Annotated in this window: 16 protein-coding genes; 9 read left to right on the top strand and 7 right to left on the bottom strand. The window is 70.5% G+C overall.

Annotated elements, in window-relative coordinates:
• From VKH46_04740 to VKH46_04750, 3 genes are all read left to right on the top strand, one after another.
• Nucleotides 1-469: M24 family metallopeptidase (locus VKH46_04740; GenBank protein ID HKB70128.1), on the top strand; the 469-nt coding region annotated here is incomplete at its 5' end.
• Nucleotides 466-1,251 carry a formylglycine-generating enzyme family protein gene (locus tag VKH46_04745; GenBank protein ID HKB70129.1) on the top strand — a complete coding sequence of 262 codons (786 nt, stop codon included), beginning with the start codon at nucleotides 466-468 and terminating at the stop codon, nucleotides 1,249-1,251. The genes VKH46_04740 and VKH46_04745, both read left to right, overlap by 4 nt.
• Nucleotides 1,252-1,342: 91 nt before the next feature.
• Entirely contained in the window at nucleotides 1,343-3,337 is a 1,995-nt protein-coding gene (locus tag VKH46_04750; GenBank protein ID HKB70130.1) for a hypothetical protein, read from the top strand.
• 2 nt (nucleotides 3,338-3,339) lie between these two features.
• On the opposite strand, the gene VKH46_04755 is transcribed toward VKH46_04750, so the two are convergent.
• The 6 genes from VKH46_04755 to VKH46_04780 form a co-directional block, all read right to left on the bottom strand.
• The gene (locus tag VKH46_04755) at nucleotides 3,340-4,242 is read right to left on the bottom strand and encodes a dihydrodipicolinate synthase family protein (GenBank protein ID HKB70131.1); all 903 of its coding nucleotides are present in this window, start codon (nucleotides 4,240-4,242) and stop codon (nucleotides 3,340-3,342) included.
• The gene (locus VKH46_04760; protein HKB70132.1) at nucleotides 4,239-5,513 is read right to left on the bottom strand and encodes an FAD/NAD(P)-binding oxidoreductase; all 1,275 of its coding nucleotides are present in this window, start codon (nucleotides 5,511-5,513) and stop codon (nucleotides 4,239-4,241) included. Before VKH46_04760 ends, VKH46_04755 begins: the two co-directional genes overlap by 4 nt.
• Nucleotides 5,506-5,763 (bottom strand): (2Fe-2S)-binding protein, encoded by a 258-nt coding sequence (locus tag VKH46_04765; protein HKB70133.1) that lies wholly within the window; start codon nucleotides 5,761-5,763, stop codon nucleotides 5,506-5,508. Before VKH46_04765 ends, VKH46_04760 begins: the two co-directional genes overlap by 8 nt.
• Nucleotides 5,760-6,881, bottom strand: coding sequence for an FAD-dependent oxidoreductase (locus tag VKH46_04770; GenBank protein ID HKB70134.1), 1,122 nt, complete (start codon nucleotides 6,879-6,881; stop codon nucleotides 5,760-5,762). The genes VKH46_04765 and VKH46_04770 overlap by 4 nt, the downstream gene beginning before the upstream one ends.
• 136 nt (nucleotides 6,882-7,017) lie before the next feature.
• Nucleotides 7,018-8,034, bottom strand: coding sequence for a proline racemase family protein (locus VKH46_04775; GenBank protein ID HKB70135.1), 1,017 nt, complete (start codon nucleotides 8,032-8,034; stop codon nucleotides 7,018-7,020).
• Entirely contained in the window at nucleotides 8,031-9,479 is a 1,449-nt protein-coding gene (locus tag VKH46_04780; protein ID HKB70136.1) for an aldehyde dehydrogenase family protein, read from the bottom strand. Before VKH46_04780 ends, VKH46_04775 begins: the two co-directional genes overlap by 4 nt.
• Nucleotides 9,480-9,555: 76 nt before the next feature.
• Here VKH46_04780 and fabG point away from each other — a divergent pair, with 76 nt between their 5' ends.
• The 6 genes from fabG (at nucleotide 9,556) to VKH46_04810 (ending at nucleotide 14,650) form a co-directional block, all read left to right on the top strand.
• Nucleotides 9,556-10,296, top strand: a complete 741-nt coding sequence (fabG, locus tag VKH46_04785; protein HKB70137.1) for a 3-oxoacyl-[acyl-carrier-protein] reductase — start codon at nucleotides 9,556-9,558, stop codon at nucleotides 10,294-10,296.
• 424 nt (nucleotides 10,297-10,720) lie between these two features.
• Nucleotides 10,721-10,966 carry an acyl carrier protein gene (locus tag VKH46_04790; protein HKB70138.1) on the top strand — a complete coding sequence of 82 codons (246 nt, stop codon included), beginning with the start codon at nucleotides 10,721-10,723 and terminating at the stop codon, nucleotides 10,964-10,966.
• A gap of 3 nt (nucleotides 10,967-10,969) precedes the next feature.
• The gene (fabF, locus tag VKH46_04795; GenBank protein ID HKB70139.1) at nucleotides 10,970-12,220 is read left to right on the top strand and encodes a beta-ketoacyl-ACP synthase II; all 1,251 of its coding nucleotides are present in this window, start codon (nucleotides 10,970-10,972) and stop codon (nucleotides 12,218-12,220) included.
• Nucleotides 12,221-12,347: 127 nt separating this feature from the next.
• Entirely contained in the window at nucleotides 12,348-13,139 is a 792-nt protein-coding gene (locus VKH46_04800) for an electron transfer flavoprotein subunit beta/FixA family protein (GenBank protein ID HKB70140.1), read from the top strand.
• On the top strand, nucleotides 13,139-14,110 hold the full coding sequence (locus tag VKH46_04805; GenBank protein ID HKB70141.1) for an electron transfer flavoprotein subunit alpha/FixB family protein: 972 nt from the start codon (nucleotides 13,139-13,141) through the stop codon (nucleotides 14,108-14,110). The genes VKH46_04800 and VKH46_04805 overlap by 1 nt, the downstream gene beginning before the upstream one ends.
• Nucleotides 14,111-14,194: 84 nt before the next feature.
• Nucleotides 14,195-14,650: a hypothetical protein gene (locus VKH46_04810; GenBank protein ID HKB70142.1), complete on the top strand. Its 456-nt coding sequence runs from the start codon at nucleotides 14,195-14,197 to the stop codon at nucleotides 14,648-14,650.
• 85 nt (nucleotides 14,651-14,735) lie between these two features.
• Here VKH46_04810 and VKH46_04815 read toward each other — a convergent pair.
• Nucleotides 14,736-16,638: alpha/beta fold hydrolase (locus tag VKH46_04815; protein HKB70143.1), on the bottom strand; the 1,903-nt coding region annotated here is incomplete at its 5' end.

Below are 16,638 nucleotides of genomic sequence, written 5' to 3' on the forward strand. Positions count from 1 at the left end.
CGCCCAGAAGGCGGGATTCGCCAGGATCCGTCCGGGCGCCGCCTTCCACGAGGTGCACGACGCGACGGTGGAGGTCGTCGTCGACGGCCTGATGAAGCTCGGGATCCTCCACGGCGAGCGCGCGGAGATCATCCAGACGCGCGCGTACGCCGCCTTCTACCCGCACGGCTCGTCCCACTGGCTCGGGATGAACGTCCACGACGTGGGGAGCTACGGATTCACGAATCCGGACGCGCCGCGCATCGAGCGCTACTCGCTCGCGCAGACCCGGCTCGAGCCGGGGATGGCGTTCACGGTCGAGCCCGGGATCTACATCCGGGAGCACGCGAAGGACGTCGATCCGAAATGGTGGAACATCGGCGTCCGGATCGAGGACGACGTGCTCGTCACGCCGTCGGGGATGGAATGCCTCTCCTGCGCGGCGCCGCGCGAGGCGGCCGACGTCGAGAAGACGATCCGCGGACGGTGATCGGGGCGGCGTTCGCGCTTCCCGCGTCGATTGGGCTCGCGCTTCCCGCGTCGATTGGGGTCGCGGCGAAACCCGCGGCCCGGACGACCGTCGCCGGGATTCCCCTCGTCCGGATTCCGGCGGGGACGTTCCTCATGGGAAGCGAAGCGGGGGAGCCGGGGCGCGCCGCGGACGAGACCCCGCTCCGGGTCACGATCTCCCGGAATTTCTGGCTCGGCCGCACGGAGGTCACCCAGTCGCAGTGGACACGCGTGATGGGCGCAAACCCGAGCCGGTTCGGCGGATGCCCGCGGTGCCCGGTCGAGAACGTGACGTGGCACGACGTCGAGCGCTTCCTCGGTAAGCTCAACGAGGCGGCCGGGGGCGGCTTCCGCCTCCCGACCGAAGCCGAATGGGAATACGCGTGCCGGACGGGGGAGAGACCCGACGCCGCCCGGATCGACGATGCCCACGCGAATTTCGATGCCCGCTATCCCGTCCGGGGTGGGCGCCCGGGCCGCTATCTCGGCCGGCCGGTGGCGGTAGCGAGCTTTCCGCCCGACCGGCACGGCCTCTATGACATGCGCGGAAACGTCTGGGAGTGGTGCGCCGACGGCTACGCTCCGTATCCGCCCGGCGACGCCGTCGATCCGGTCGGGCCGGCATCGGCGCCCAAGAAGGTCATCCGCGGCGGAAGCTGGTACTTCGACGCCGCGAGCTGCCGGTGCGCGGCGCGGTACTCCCACGATCCCGCGGACAAGGGATTCAGCCTCGGGTTCCGGGTCGCGAGAGACGACCGCTGAAGTCCCGATCGCCTGGACAAAAGAGGGTGGAACCTCGCGAATGAGCAAGATTCCTCTACCGGTTTCCGGACCCCCGGAGCAAGATAAATCGATGTTTCTCCGGCGGCCGCCGCTCGTGATCGCGGCATGTCTCTCCTTCGCCGCGTTTGCTTCGGCACAGACCTGGGAGACGCACGGTCCGTACGGCGGGACGTTCGAGGCGATCGCGTTTTCCCCGAACCCGCCCGGCGCGGTCTACGGCGGAAACCGGGCGGGCATCTTCCAAAGCGACGACCACGGACGGACCTGGGCCGAGACCGGGTGCGAGCTCGGCGACGCGATCGTGCTCGGGCTCGCGGTCGTGCCGCAGTCCGTCGATCCTCCGCCGCCTCCCGTCCTCTTCGCCGCAACGTACGGCGGGCTCTTCCGAAGCATCGATGGAGGGGGGACGTGGTCGCTCGTCGCGGGCGGCCCCGACGACGGCTTCCTGGCTGTGGCCGTCGATCCCTCCGATCCGACGCGGATCTACGCCGGCGCCGCGAATGACGGGCTCTTCCGCAGCATGGACGGAGGCGAAACGTTTGAGGCCGCGTCACCCCCGCTGTGTCCAGGGGACTTTCCAGTTGCGGTCCACTCGCTCCTCGTCCTCCAGGGCGCGGTCCTCGCGGCTTCGAGCTGCGGCGTGTATCGCACGTCGGACGGCGGCGACAGCTGGTCGCTCGTCGCCACGAACGGGATCTTCTCGCAGGCGACTTCCCTCGCCGGCGCGTTCTCGTCGTCCGCCGTGCTCGCATCGTTCTTCGCGGGCCCGGTCGTCGCGAGCGGCGACTCCGGCGCCCACTGGTCGCCGTCCGGCGCGGGCCTGCCGTCAGACGACGTTGTCTGGGTTCTGGCGGCCGATCCGCGGCATCCGGAGGTGGTCTACGCGGGGGAACTTAGCTCGGGCGTCTTTCGGTCATCCGACGGCGGCGCACACTGGGTGCAGTCGAACGCCGGTCTGGCGAGTCTGCGGATCCTCGGCCTCTCGGTCGATCCGTTCGATTCCGCCGTGCTCGCCGCCGCAGGCGACGGGCTGTATCGGAGCGACGACGGGGGTTCTTCCTGGCAGCTCTCGGATGCCGGTCTGCGGGGAACCTCCTTCGCCGGCGTCGCCGTCGCCGCGGACGCCGTCTATGCCGGGGCGTTCGTGCGCGGGGACGTGACCCTACCGGACCTTTTCGCTTCCACCGACGGCGCGCCGAGATGGGAGCAGCGGTCGACGCTCGGATTCGACGACCCGCTGCGGGCCGTCTATGCGCCGCGGGACCGGCCAGGGCTCGTGTACGCGACGAGCTCCGAGACCGCACGTCTCTCCCGGAGCCGGGATGGCGGAGAGACCTGGTCGTCGCTCGACGGATCGCTTCCGCCAGCGGTCACGGCCTGCCGAGGGGCGGACAGCTGCGCAGTCTTCCTCGCGGTCGCCGACGACGGCGCGCTCTACACCGGCGGATATGACGCGATCTTCCGGAGCACGGATGACGGCGACACTTGGCAGAAGCTCGCGCTTCCGGTCCCGGCGGGCCTCGCCGGCGTCGATCCCCGCGACTCGGCCCGCGTGTACGCGGAGTCGGTGGCTGGCCAGGGAGCCGATTTCCTGGTCTCGGAGGATGGCGGGATCACCTGGCGAGTCGCCGGAACGGCACCGTCCCCGATCTTCTCGCTCGCGTTCGACCGCCGGTCATTCGGCCCGATCTATGGGCTCGACGCGGGCACGCGGCGCGTCGTCTGGAGCGACGATGGCGGAGCGCACTGGACGGAAGCGGCCGCCGACTTCCCGCGCGGTACGGAATTCCCTCCCTTGAAGCTGGTTGCCCACGAGGGGGTGCTCTACGTCCCGACGGGCGCCGGGGTCTACCGGAGCCTCGATCGCGGCGAGCACTGGGAACCGTTCGGCGACTGCCTCGCGAGCCCGGCCGTTTCCGATCTCGCTGCGGGCGCCGACGGGCGCAGCCTCTACGCGGCGACCAACGGCGGCGTGTTCCGGATCGCGATCGAGCGGCCGGTGCGGAAGATCGCTCCGGTCCCCCCGTCCTCCGCGGCGCCCGTCCACGGCGAGCGCCGGCCCTAGGGCTACAGAACCGCGCGCGACCGGATCGCCGCCCGGATGATCTCGAACGCGGCCTCCCGCTCCTCTCCGGCGAGCGGCAGCCGCGGCGGACGGACCCGCTCGCTCCCGCGGCCGACCTCCTGCTGCACGAGCTTGATCAGCTGGACGAACTTCGGGACCGTGTCGAGGCGCAGGAGCGGCAGGAACCATTCGTAGAGGCGCCGTGCTTCCTCGTGGTCTCCGCGGAGCGCCAGATCGAAGAGCAGCACCGATTCCGCGGGGAACGCGTTGACGAGGCCGGCGATCCATCCGACGGCGCCGGCGGCGATCCCCTCGACGATCAGGTCGTCGACGCCGACGAAGAGCGCGAGCCGGTCGACGGCCAGCTCCCGGATCGCCGTCACGCGCCGGACGTCTCCCGCCGATTCCTTCACCGCGTGCAGGTTCGGGTGGCGGCGCGCGAGGCTCGCGATCTGCCCCGGGAGGTAATCGGTGCCGTAGGCGATCGGGTTGTTGTAGAGCATGCAGGAGAGCGGCGTGGCATCGAGCACGGCGGCGGCGTGCGCTTCCGTCTCCCTGGCGTCTCCGCGGTAGACGTACGCGGGAAGGACCATCAGCCCGTCGCAGCCGCTCTTCTCGGCGCCCCGGGCGAGCGCGACGCACTCGGCCGTCGAGAGCCCCGCGATCCCCGCGACGATCGGCGCCCTTCCCTTCGCCGCCGCGCGGCAAGTCTCGAGGACCGCGAGCTTCTCGTCGAACGAGAGTGTCGCGGCCTCGCCGAGCGAGCCGAGGGCGACGATTCCCGCGCACCCCTTGTCGAGCAGCCAGGCCACGTGCTCTCCGAGGAAGTCGAAGTCCACGGCGAGGCCGTCTCGGAACGGGGTGGTGATCGCGGGAAAGACGCCATTCCAGTCGCCCTGCTTCATCGGTTCTCCTGCGGAGCGTTCGCTCCGGCGCCCATCAAGGTTTCCAGAGAAACCGGCGTGACCGGCACGCGAACGCTATCCGATTCCCAACCGAAAAGGTATCGCAGCGCCGGACCGCACACGCGCCCCTGGCACGGGCCCATTCCGGCACGCGTGTAGAGCTTCGCTTCCCTCGGCGACCACCCGGGTTCGAGCGCGCCGAGCGGCACGTCCTCGCACCGGCAGACGATCGTGTCGCTCCGGACGATCTCCTGCAGCTCGGCGCGGGGAGCGAACGCCCTCGCGATCGACTCCGCGTATCGGCGCCGGCGGCGGGCCGAGGCGATAAGAGTGCGCCGCGGCGTCCGTCCTGCGGCCGCGCACCCGGCGATCTCCCCCTCGACGAGCGCCTTTTCGACGCCGCCGATTCCGGTGGGCTCGCCGGCGCAGAGGAGTCCCGAGACCGACGTCCGCTGGAGAGAATCGACGGCGATGGCCTCGCCGTCGAACCGGCAGCCGAGGAGCCGCGCGAGCTCGGTAGCCGGCACGAGCCCGAAGCCGGTCGCGAGGACGTCGCAGGCGATGCTCCAGGTCCGTCCTCCGTCGGTCAGGACGGCCTCTTCGACCCGCCCGTCTCCTCGCGCTTCCACGACCCACGTTCCGAAGCGATACGGCGTCCCCGCGAAGGCGCGCCGAAAGGAGAGGGCGTCGGCCAGCGCGCGCGGCTCGCGCCAGAGTCCCGCCGCGAAGCGCAGGACCGAGGCGCGCGGCGCCTGCTCGGCGACGAGCGCGACGCGCGCTCCTCCGTTCGCCAGCGACGCCGCGACGGGGAGAAGGAGCGGCCCCGATCCGGCGAGGACGGCCGTCTTCCCGGAAAACGACGCTCCCGACTTGAGGAGCGCCTGCGTTCCCCCGATGCCGATCACGTTCGGAAGGGTCCAGCCCGGGAAGGGAAGGAAGCGTTCGCGCGCGCCGGTCGCGAGGACCACCGCGCGGGCCGAGACCGCGACGGGCCCCGCCGGGGATTCGGCGAGGACCGAGAAGCCTTCCGAGACCGAGTAGACCGCCGCGCCCGGGATGCGGACCGCGCCGGAGCGAGCGAGCCGGCCGAGCCAGCGGCGCGCGCGCGGAGGAGGGGAGCCCGGGCGATGCCGCCAGATCTGTCCGCCCGGTCTCGGCGCCTCGTCGATCAAGAAGACGCGCTTTCCGGCCGCCGCCGCCGTTGCGGCCGCGGCCACGCCCGCGGGTCCGGCGCCGACGACGGCGACGTCGGCCGTCAGCACGTCAGCCACCCGTTTGGATCCTCATGCCGGAGGCGACCTCCACGAGGCACGATCGGCGATGCGCGACGCCGTCGATCGCGACGCGGCATTCGTGGCAGATCCCCATCGCGCAGAGCGGGCCGCGGGGCTCGCCCGAAACCGAGCCGCGGAACCGGGCGACGCCGGCGTTGACGAGGGCCGCCGCGACGGTCGTTCCTTCCTCGGCGGAGATCGTCCGGCCATCCACGACGATCGAGACCCGGGAAGCCGGGTCGCTCACGCGTCCGCTCCCGGCGTCGAACGGTTCGGGTCGTAGGGGAGCGGGTCGATCGCCGGCTCGCGGCCCGCGATGAGATCCGCGAGGAGGCGGCCCGTCGCGAGCGCCGTCGTGATCCCCAGTCCTTCGTGCCCCGCGGCGATCCAGACTCCCTCCATCGGCTTCCACCGTCCGACGAGCGGCAGCTTGTCGGGCGTGGCCGGCCGGAACCCCGTCCAGGCGCGAATCGCCGATAGATGCGCCAGAGACGGGATGAACTCGAAGGCGCGCGCGAGCATCTTCGAGACGATGCGCCGGTTGATCGCGGCGTCCCACCCGACGAGCTCCCGCGACGATCCGACGAGGAGCTGCCCCGTCGCTCTCGGCTGGACGTTGAACGCGACCGACTCGGCCGTCATCGCGTGCGCGCTCGCCAGGTATCCGGTCTCGACGATCTGGTGTCGGCAGAACGCCGGGTACCGGTCGGTGATGACGAGATGCCCCTTCCGCGGGACGATCGGGAGCCCCGGCGTGAGCTCCGGCGCTCGCGTGCCGGCGGCGTTGACGACGACCGGCGCGCGGAGCGCGCCCGCCGAAGTCTCGGCGCCGCCGGGCTCGATCGCGCGGACCGCGATCCCTTCCCGAAGCTCGGCGCCCCGGCGGAGCGCCGATTCGAGGAGAGCGCGCGCGGCGGCCGGCGGATACAGAACGGAATCCCCCGGGACGCGGAGCGCGCCGGCGAGCGGACGCAGGTTCGGCTCGAGGCGCGCGAGGGCGGCCGGTCCGACGAGCTCGGAAGCGATGCCGTGACCGGCATAGCGCGCGCGCTTCTCCTCGAGCGCCGAAAGCTGCCGGTCGTCCTCGGCGACCCATAGCGTTCCGCAGGGGTCCATCTCGCAGTCGCGGGGAAGCGACTCCGCCCGCTCCTTCCAGAGCCGGTTCGACCAGCCGGTCAGCGCGAGCTGGGCTTCGGAATCGTCCATCGCGACGAGATGCCCCATCCCGGCCGCGGTCGTTCCTCCTCCGGCGAACGCCGAATCGAGCACGGCGACGCGCATCCCGTCGGCGGCCAGGGCCTCCGCGCACGCCGCACCCACGATTCCGGCGCCGACGACGATGGCGTCGAAAAGAGAATCGGTCATGGTGAAGAATGCCCCGGGAGCCGCCTTTTCACCGGCCTGTCGGCGTCCAAAATTCGAAGCAAGAAATCCGAAGTCCGAAACGAGCACGAAAATTCAAAACGAGCGACGGGGTTCGTTTCCATTTTGAATTGGGAGATCAGTGCTTTGAATTTGTTTCGAAGTTCGATATTCGAATTCCGGATTTCTCGCCGCGCTCCCTTTGCGGCGCGGCGAGCGGAATCCCGAGCCGGAACGGGTCCCGCGGGTCGAAGCGGAGGGTGGATTCGCCGGTGACGAACGCCGTGCCGCGAACGTGCGGAACGAGGTCGCTCCCGCGCTCCGAGAGCCATCCTTCGAAGAGGCTCCCGATGATGCTCTCCTGCCGCCAGACCTGGCCGAGCGCGAGCTCCCCGCGGGCGTGGAGCATCGCCATCGTCGCCGAGGTGCCCGTTCCGCAGGGGGACCGGTCGTAGGCCGCCCCGGGGCAGAGCACGAAGTTCTTCCGGTCGGCGTCCGCGCGGTCGCTCGAGCCGAGGAGGATGACGTGGTCGACCTCCGCGCCTCCCGCGCCGGTCACTCCCTCGCGCCGAAGGGTCTCGCCGATCGCTCGCGTGACGCGCGTGAGCTCCCCGATGTTCGACGGGGCGAGCGCTCCGCCGAACGGGGTGATGAAGAACCAGTTCCCGCCGTAGGCGACGTCGCCGACGACGGGTCCGACGCCGGGCACTTCGACGGCGACGTCGCTCGCGTGGCGGAACGCGGGGACGTTCTCGATCGCGACGGAGCCGTCCGCGGCGAGCTCCGCCCGAACGGTCCCCGCCGGCGTGTCGAGCGCGACCGGGCCCGGCCGGAGCCGGCCGAGGTATTCGAGCGTCCGGACGACGCCGATCGTCCCGTGTCCGCACATTCCGAGGTAGGCGGCGTTGTCGAAGAACACCACGCCCGCGAGCGACCCGGGATCGACCGGCGGCGTCAGCAGCGCGCCGACGACCGCTTCGTGCCCCCGAGGCTCGCAGAGAACCGCCCGCCGCAGGGGGTCGAAGCGCTCCTTCATGTCGCGCCGCCGCTCCTCCATCGTCGCCCCGGACGGCGGCGGCCATCCCTCGACGACGACGCGGGTCGGTTCGCCCTCGGTGTGCGAGTCGACGACGCGGATCGTTTCCGGAATCGTCACGGATTGATCTGGACGGTCTTGATCTCGGTGTAGAACTCGCGGGCGGCGGAGCCCTGTTCGCGGCTGCCGGAGCTCGAGCCCTTCATGCCGCCGAAGGGCGCGTGGGGGTCCACGCCCGTCGTGTCGCCGTTGATCCGCACGAGGCCGGCTTCGATCCAGGGGATGAACGCGAGGGCCGAACGGATGTCGCGCGTGAAGAGGGATGCCGAGAGGCCGTACCGCGTGCGGTTGGCGAGCGCGACGGCCTCCTCGAGGTCCGACGCCTCGAACGTCGCGAGCACCGGCCCGAAGAGCTCCTCGCGGGCGATCGTCGAATCCGGGTCGGGGCCCTCGACGATCGCGGGCGAGCAGAAGTACCCCCGGGACCACGCGTCGCCGGCGGGGAGCCGGCCCCCGTGGATCCGTGCGGCCGAGGCGGTCGCGAGAGCGCGGTCGATCGCCTCCTTCGATTCGCGGCTGATCACGGGGCCCACGGCGGCCGCCGGATCGGTCACGGGCCCGAGCACGAGCGCGTCGACCTGCGCGCGCACCTTCGCGAGGAACGCGTCGCGCACGCGCCGGTCGACGACGGCGCGGCTCGTCGCGGTGCACTTCTGCCCGGCGTAGCGCATCGCTCCCGCGACCGTCAGCGTTGCGGCGAGGTCGAGATCCGCGTCGGGAGCGACGATCACGACGTTCTTTCCCCCCATCTCCGTCTGGTAGCGGATGTTCCGCCGGGCGGCCGAAGCCGCGATCGTCGCGCCGACCGAGCCTGAGCCCGTGAAGCTCACCGCGCGGACGGTCTCGTGCTCGACGAGACGCGGGCCGATCGCGCTTCCCGACCCCAGCAAAACGTTGAACGTGCCGGGCGGGAGGCCGGCGGCCGACGCCGTCTCCGCGAGCAGCGTCGCCGATCGCGACGCGGCCTCCGCGGGCTTGAGCACGACGGCGTTCCCGAACGCGAGAGCGGGAGCCGCCTTCCAGAGGGGGATCGCGGTCGGGAAGTTCCACGGCGTGATGAGCGCGACGACCCCGAGAGGCTCCCGGAGCGTGAACTGGAGCGCGCCGGCCGCCTGGGCGGGGATCACCTCGCCGCACGCCCGGACCGCTTCGCCGGCGTAGTAGCGGAGGATCGCAACGCATCGCGACGCCTCGCCGCGAGCCTCGCTGATGGGCTTGCCGACCTCTCGCGTCATCGCCTGCGCGATCTCCTCGCGGCGCGCCGCGATCGCGTCTCCCCAGGCGTAGAGGACCTCGGCCCGCTGGGGGCCGGTCTTCGCGCGCCAGGAGGGGAGGGCGGACCGGGCGGCCTCGACCGCGGCGTCCACGTCGGCCGGGTCCCCGGCCGGCACCCGGGCGATCACGTCGGACGCGTCGGAAGGATTCACGTCGTCGACCCATGCGTCTCCCGCCGGCGGCCGGAAGACGCCGCCGACGAAGCTCGAAAGGCGGGCAATCTCGGTCATCGAGGTGATCTTACCGTGCCCCCGGCGGGGCGGCACCACGTGGTCGTGGTAGAAAGTTCCCCGAACCGGAGGTCCCATGCGACTGAACGGGAAAATCGCCCTCGTCACCGGCGCGTCCCAGGGAATCGGGGAAGCGATCGCCCGGCGCTTCGCCGCGGAAGGCGCGGTCGTCCTCTGCGCGGCGCGGAGCGCCGACCGGCTCGCGACGATCGTCGCGTCGATCGAAGCGGCGGGCGGAAAGGCGCGCGCGGTTCCGCTCGACGTCTCCGACGCCGGCTCGATCGCGGCCGCGATGAAGGGGATCGCCGACGGAGAGGGACGCCTCGACGTCCTCGTCAACAACGCGGGGATCACCGAGGACAACCTGATCCTCCGGATGACCCGCGAATCGTGGGACCGGGTGATCGCCACGAACGTCACCGGGGCCTTCCTCCTGTCGCAGGCCGCGATCAAGATGATGATTCGCCAGCGGTCGGGCCGGATCGTCAACATGACGTCCGTCGTCGGGCTCATGGGCAATGCCGGCCAGGCCAACTACGCGGCCGCCAAGGCCGCGCTCGTCGGGCTGACGAAGTCGCTCGCGCGGGAGGTCGGGTCGCGGCAGGTGACCGTCAACGCGATCGCGCCGGGTTTCATCGCGACGGCGATGACGGAGAAGATGACCGACGCGGCGAAGCAGGCGCTTTCGTCGCAGATCCCTCTCCAGCGCCTCGGGTCCGCGGAGGACGTCGCGGCGGCGGCGGTGTATCTCGCTTCGGACGACGCCGCCTACGTGACGGGCCATGTCCTGAACGTTTCGGGCGGGCTCTATATGTAACGGTATCCGGCGCGGCCATACATCGAGCGAATACGCGCGTCCTCGCCCGCCGGCCCCTGTGACGTACGCTGCCGGTACGTCTTCGGGGCCGGCGGTCTGTGGGTGCGCGTCTCGCTCGCGTCTGGCCGCGCCGGCGAAGATCGTCGAAGGAGCCGGGTTCTTTGTTCGCCGCGCCCACGGGCCGGCTGCCCCGCATCCCGCCGGGCTCGGGCCTGGCCGTGCGCCCTTATGGTGAATCTGACAGAGCCATGTCGGGTCTTCCCTTGGCCTCTCCCGGCGGGAGAGGCCGCCCGGCGAGCTCGAGAGCGTCGCCGGGCGGGTGAGGGAACCCTCCGGTACTCCCGGTTGCTCGCGGAAATCCCTCGTGTAGAATACGCGGGCTTGAGCGCAAGGCGTAAAAAGTGAGATTTTTCGAGGAGGGGTGATGGCGGACAGCATTCAGGAGCGCGTGAAGAACAAGATCGTCGAGCAGCTGGGGGTCGACGCCGCCCAGGTGACGCCGGAGGCCTCTTTCGTCGACGATCTCGGCGCCGATTCGCTCGACACGGTCGAGCTCGTGATGGCCTTCGAGGAGGAGTTCAACATCCAGATCCCGGACGAGGACGCCGAGAAGATCCAGAAGGTCAAGGACGCCTACGACTACATCGAAAAGCACGCGCAGAAAAGCTGACCGATGCCCCGACGAGGTCCTTCGCGCCGCGTGGCGGTCACCGGAGTGGGACTCGTCTCCCCTCTCGGAATCGGCACGCAGGAGAACTGGGAGGCCCTGAAGGCCGGCAAGTCCGGCATCGGGCCGATCACGCGCTTCGACGCGTCCCAGTATCCCGTCCGCATCGCGGGCGAGGTCAAGGGCTTCGATCCCTCGCTCTACGTCTCGAAGAAGGACATCAAGAAGATGGACACCTTCATCCTCTACGGGATGGGGGCGTCCCATTACGCGCTCGAGGACGCGGGGTTCCGGGTCACGCCGGAGAACGCCGAGCGCGTCGCGGTCGTGATCGGCTCCGGGATCGGCGGGCTGCCGCTGATCGAGAGCCAGCACCGCCGCGTCTGGGAGGGAGGGCCGGACCGCTTCTCTCCCTTCTTCATTCCCGGGCTCATCGCGAACATGACGGCCGGCCAGGTGTCGATCAAGTACGGCGCCAAGGGGCCGAATCTCGCGACCGTCACGGCCTGCACGACCGGCGCCCACGCGATCGGCGAGGCGTACCGGATGATCCAGTACGGCGACGCGGACGCAGCGATCACGGGCGGCACGGAAGCGGTCATCACGCCGCTCGCCGTCGGCGGCTTCGCGGCCATGCGCGCGCTCTCGACGAGGAACGACGAGCCTGAGCGCGCGTCGCGCCCCTGGGACAAGGGCCGCGACGGATTCGTGATCGGCGAAGGCGCCGGGATCCTCGTGCTCGAGGAGTGGGAGGCGGCGAAAGCCCGGGGCGCCGAGATGTACGCCGAGATGGTCGGCTACGGGATGTCGGGCGACGCGTACCACATCTCCGCGCCGTCGGAGGACGGCGACGGGCCGGCGCGCGTCATGCGCAACACGCTCGCGGACGCGGAGGTCAACGCCGACCAGGTCGACTACATCAACGCGCACGGGACGTCGACGCCGATGGGAGACCGGGTCGAGACGATCGCCGTCAAGCGGGTCTTCGGCGACCACGCGAAGAAGGTCGCGATCTCCTCGACCAAGTCGATGACCGGCCACCTCCTCGGCGCGGCCGGCGGTCTCGAGATGGGGATTCTCGCGTTGACCGTCAGACACGGCGTCATCCCGCCGACGATCAACTACGAGGAGCCCGATCCCGAATGCGACCTCGACTACGTGCCGAACACGGCGCGCGAGGCGAGCGTTCGCTACGCGTTGTCGAATTCGTTCGGCTTCGGCGGCACGAACGGCTGCCTGCTGCTCAAGAGCGTCTGACGAACGGGGATTCGTTCGCATCACGCGCTCCGGGGCCCCCGTGATATCTTGCCGCGCTTGTGGTGAAATTTTTCACAAGCGCCGGCAGCCCCCATGCGGGCCGGACGCGGAGAGAAGATAGGAGCCGATGAATTCGATCGTCTGCATCGCCTACGTTCCCGACACCGAAACCCGGGTCAAGGTCGCTCCCGACGGAAAATCGATCGACGAATCCGACGTGAAGTGGATCGTCTCCCCGTACGACGAATACGCGCTCGAAGAAGCGATCAAGACGAAGGAATCGAAGGGCGCGGGAGCGGTCACCGTCATGTCGCTCGGACCGGAGCGGACGAAGACCGGGATCCGCGAGTGCCTTGCGCGCGGCGCGGACGGCGGCGTCTGGATCGACGCGAAGGGCGCGGCGCTCGACGCGCTGGCCGTCGCGAAGAACCTCGCGGCGGCGGTCAAGGACCTTCCGCACGACGTGATCTGGTTCGGACAGAAGGGCGTCGGGTTCGACGAGTCCCTCGTCGGGCCCATGGTCGCCGAGCTCCTCGGGATCCCGCACGTCGCCAACGTCGTGAAGTTCGACGCGGGCGACGGCAAGGTTTCCTGCGAGCGCGAGATCGAGGGGGCGCACGAGCACGTCGAGTCGCCGTTGCCGTGCGTGATCACGGCGCAGAAGGGGTTGAACGAGCCGCGTTACGCGTCGCTCAAGGGGATCATGGCCGCCAAGAAGAAGCCGATCCAGGAGCGCGCCGCCGAGGCGTTCGCCCCGAAGACGGCGCTCGTCGCGCTCGAGCTCCCCCCGCCGCCGATGCCCTGCCATTTCGTCCCGGGAGGAGACCCGAAGACGTCCGCGGACGGCGCGGCCGCCGATCCCGCCGGGGCCGCCCGCGAGCTCGCGCGGCTGCTCCGCGAAGAAGCGAAGGTGATCTGATGAAGTTCCTCGTTTTCGTCGAGCAGCGCGAAGGGAAGATCCGGAAGGCATCGTTGGAGGCGATCTCCCTCGCCGCGCGCCTGGCCGGAGGACCGGTCGCCGCCGTGATCGCGGGCAAGGGGATCGCGCAAGCCGCCAAGGAGCTCGGCAAGTACGGCGCGGGAAAGGTGTACGTCGCCGACCGCGACGATCTCGCGCTCTATTCGAACCGCGGCTACGTCGGCGCGCTGCAGGCCGCCCGGGAGAAGGAATCTCCCGACGCGGTGCTGATCGCCGCGACCGCCATGGGCAAGGACGTCGCGCCCCGGTTCGCCGCGAAGAACGACGCGGGCGTGCTGGCCGACGTGATGGAGCTCCGCGTCGAAGGGGAAAAGCTCGTCGGCGTGCGGCCGGTGTACTCCGGCAAGGCGCGCGCGACGGTCGAGGCGGCTTCCGGCCTTCGCATCGCGACGACCCGCCCGAACGTGTTTCCGGCCGAGAGGAACGACGGCGCGGCCGATCCGGCCATCGAAACGCTCGACCTCGGCTCTTTCGAGATCCGCGCGAAGGTCACGGGAATCGCGGCGACGGGCGGCAAGGAGCTCGACGTCACGGAAGCGGACATCGTGGTCTCGGGCGGGCGCGGCATCAAGGGCCCGGAGAACTGGCCGGTGATCCGCGGCCTGGTCGACGCGATGGGCGCCGGCGCGACGCTGGGGGCGTCCCGCGCCGTGGTCGACGCCGGATGGATCGACCACCAGTACCAGGTCGGGCAGACCGGCAAGGTCGTGTCGCCGACGCTCTACGTCGCGTGCGGCATCTCCGGCGCGATCCAGCACCTCGCGGGGATGGGGACCTCGAAGGTCATCGTCGCGATCAACAAGGACGCCGACGCGCCGATCTTCAAGGTCGCGACTTACGGGGTCGTCGCCGACCTCTTCCCGTTCGTCCCGGAGTTCGAGAAAGCCGTGCGGGCGATCAAGTCCGAATAGAAGCGTCGAGTGGAAGCGGCGGGGCCGCTTGACCCGGCGGGGGTGGATCCAGTGTCGACGATGCGCCAGCGAATTTACGAAACATTGGGTGTTCTGATCCTCGCGGCGGCTCTGCCGGCATGCCGGAAGCGGGCGACGGTATCCGCCAACGGGTCGACCGTCGAGATCGATCGTTCGGGAAAGAACGTGACGATCCGGACGGCGGAGGCAACGGCGACCGCCGGCGGTCAGCCGGCGGCATTTCCCGCCGGTTTCCCGAAGGACATCCCGATGTATCCGGGCGCGCACGTCGCGGCTTCGCTCGAGGCGGACGGCACGGCGTCCGCGCGCGTCGCCACGATCGAAACGGCCGACTGGCCGGACGCGGTCGCGAAGTTCTACCAGGGGAAGCTGGCGCGGTGGAAGACCGCGATGGACATGAAGACCGAGGACGCGCACACGCTGATCCTGCGGAGTCCCGACGGAAAACGGTCCCTGACGCTTTCCGCGACGCGCGAGGCCCTGAAGACCGTCGTCACGCTCACCATCTCCGAGCGCTGAGCGCGCCCCGCCGCGCAGGTTCTCTCCGCGACGCCGTTCCGAGACCGTAACACTCGTGGCCATTGCGAGGCCTCGGAGTGGCTTGTCATTGCGAGAAGCGCACGACGAACGACCCTGAAAGAACCGATTCCTCTTTCCCGATCCGGGCATTCTTCCCCGTCGTCGCCGCCACCCGCCGCAGGAACGCGATCGTCTCTCTCGTCTCCGCGATCTGCTCCTCCGCCGAGAGCGAGCCGTGGCCCGCGTCGAACCAGCGCACGGTGACCTCCTTCTTCATCGCGTCGAGCGCCTCCAGGAAGAGCTCGACCTGGCGCGGCGGCGCCCGGCGGTCGTTCCTTCCGGCGAAGATCAGGAGAGGCGCCCGAATGTCTTGCGCCCGCGCGAGCGGCGATCGTTCCCGGTAGAGCGCCGGCTTCTTCGTCGGGGTCCCGCCGAAGAGCATCACCGTCCAGCCGCGGAGCGCCGCCCGCGCGTCCTCGTACTGCACCGTGAAATCGGCGATCGGGGCGCCCGCGATCCCTCCCGCCCAGAGCCCGGGCTGGCGGCCGAGCGCGCAGAGCGTGAGATATCCGCCGTACGACCAGCCCCCGACGAACACGGCGTCGGGACGCGCGAGGCGGTTCTCGACCAGGTATCGGCGCGCGGCCCCGACGTCGTCCAGCTCGCGCGTCATCGGGTCGCCGACGACCGAATTGGCCCACGCGCGGCCGAGACCGGACGAGCCGTGATAATTCGGCGCGAGCACGGCGAAGCCCTCGTCGAGATATGCCTGGATGGTCGGAGAGAACGCGTCCGCGGTCTCGGAGTGCGGGCCGCCATGCAGCCAGACGATCGCGGCGCCGTTCGGATGGGCGGGGACACCGAGGAGCGCGGGCACGGGGTCCTCGCCGGCCCCGCGGAATTCGACGGGCGAGAGCGGGGTTCCCGGCGGAGCGTCCTCGCTCGCGAGCACGGTCTTGCGCGCTCCGGACGCCGGGTCGATCTCGAGGAGGCGCGGCGTCACCGCCGCGCTCTGGAACGTCGCCCAGACCTTTCCCCCGGGGCGCAGCGCGCATTCGCCGATCGATCCGTCGCCGACCGATATCGCCTCGAGGGCCTTCGAAGCGATCGTGAAGAGGAACAGGCGATCCCGGCCCCCCTCGTGCCGCTTCAGGAGCACGCGCCCCGCGTCGGGGGACCAGTCTTCCGCCGTGACCTCGCCGGAGAGGGACGAGCCGAGCTCCGTCCGTGCTCCGGTCGAGGCGTCGTATGACCCGGGACGGAGGAATCCGGACCGATCGCTCTGGACGAGGAGGCGCTCGTCTCCGGGGACCGGAGACCACCGTCCCGCGGTGACGCTGTTTCCCTCGCCGTCCCACAGCTCGGCGATCCGGCGGCCGCTTCGCGCGTCGAGGACGAGCGTCGCCCAGTGGCGATCGTTCTTCCTTTCCGTCTCGACGAGCGAGAGATACCGGCCATCCGCCGAGAGCGCCGGGCCGTAGGCCTCGTTGTTCGACCGGTAGAGCTCGACCGGCTTGGCGCCGTCTTCCCGCCGCTCGAAGCGGAAACCGTCCGGGCCCGACGAGGCGGCGACGACGAAACGGCCCGCCGGATCGAACGCGATTCCCGCGCTCGATCCCGCGGGGCCTCCCCCCGTCGGGCGCGCGTCGCCTCCCTCGAAAGGAACCCGCACCCATCGGCCGGTCTCGTTCCCGCCGGCGTCCTCGACGTAATACACGAATTTCCCGTCCGGCGAGATGGCGCCCGAAGTCCGGCCCGCCGCGCCGCGGGTCAGAGTGTGCTTCTCGCCGGTCGAGAGGTCGCGGCTCTCGAGCTGGTACGTGCCCGACTCGTTGGTCGTCAGGAGAAGCCGATTCGGGGCGCGGGCGGCGAACGCGACGAGCCCGCGGCGGGCCAGGCGATAGCGGTCTTCCCAGCCCGTCGCCCCCGCGGGAGATGCCGCGAGCCCCAGCAGCACCGCGAGAACGAACCCGGGCCGGCGGACCTTC

It is taken from the genome of Thermoanaerobaculia bacterium (assembly GCA_035260525.1).
Lineage (GTDB): Bacteria > Acidobacteriota > Thermoanaerobaculia > UBA5066 > DATFVB01 > DATFVB01.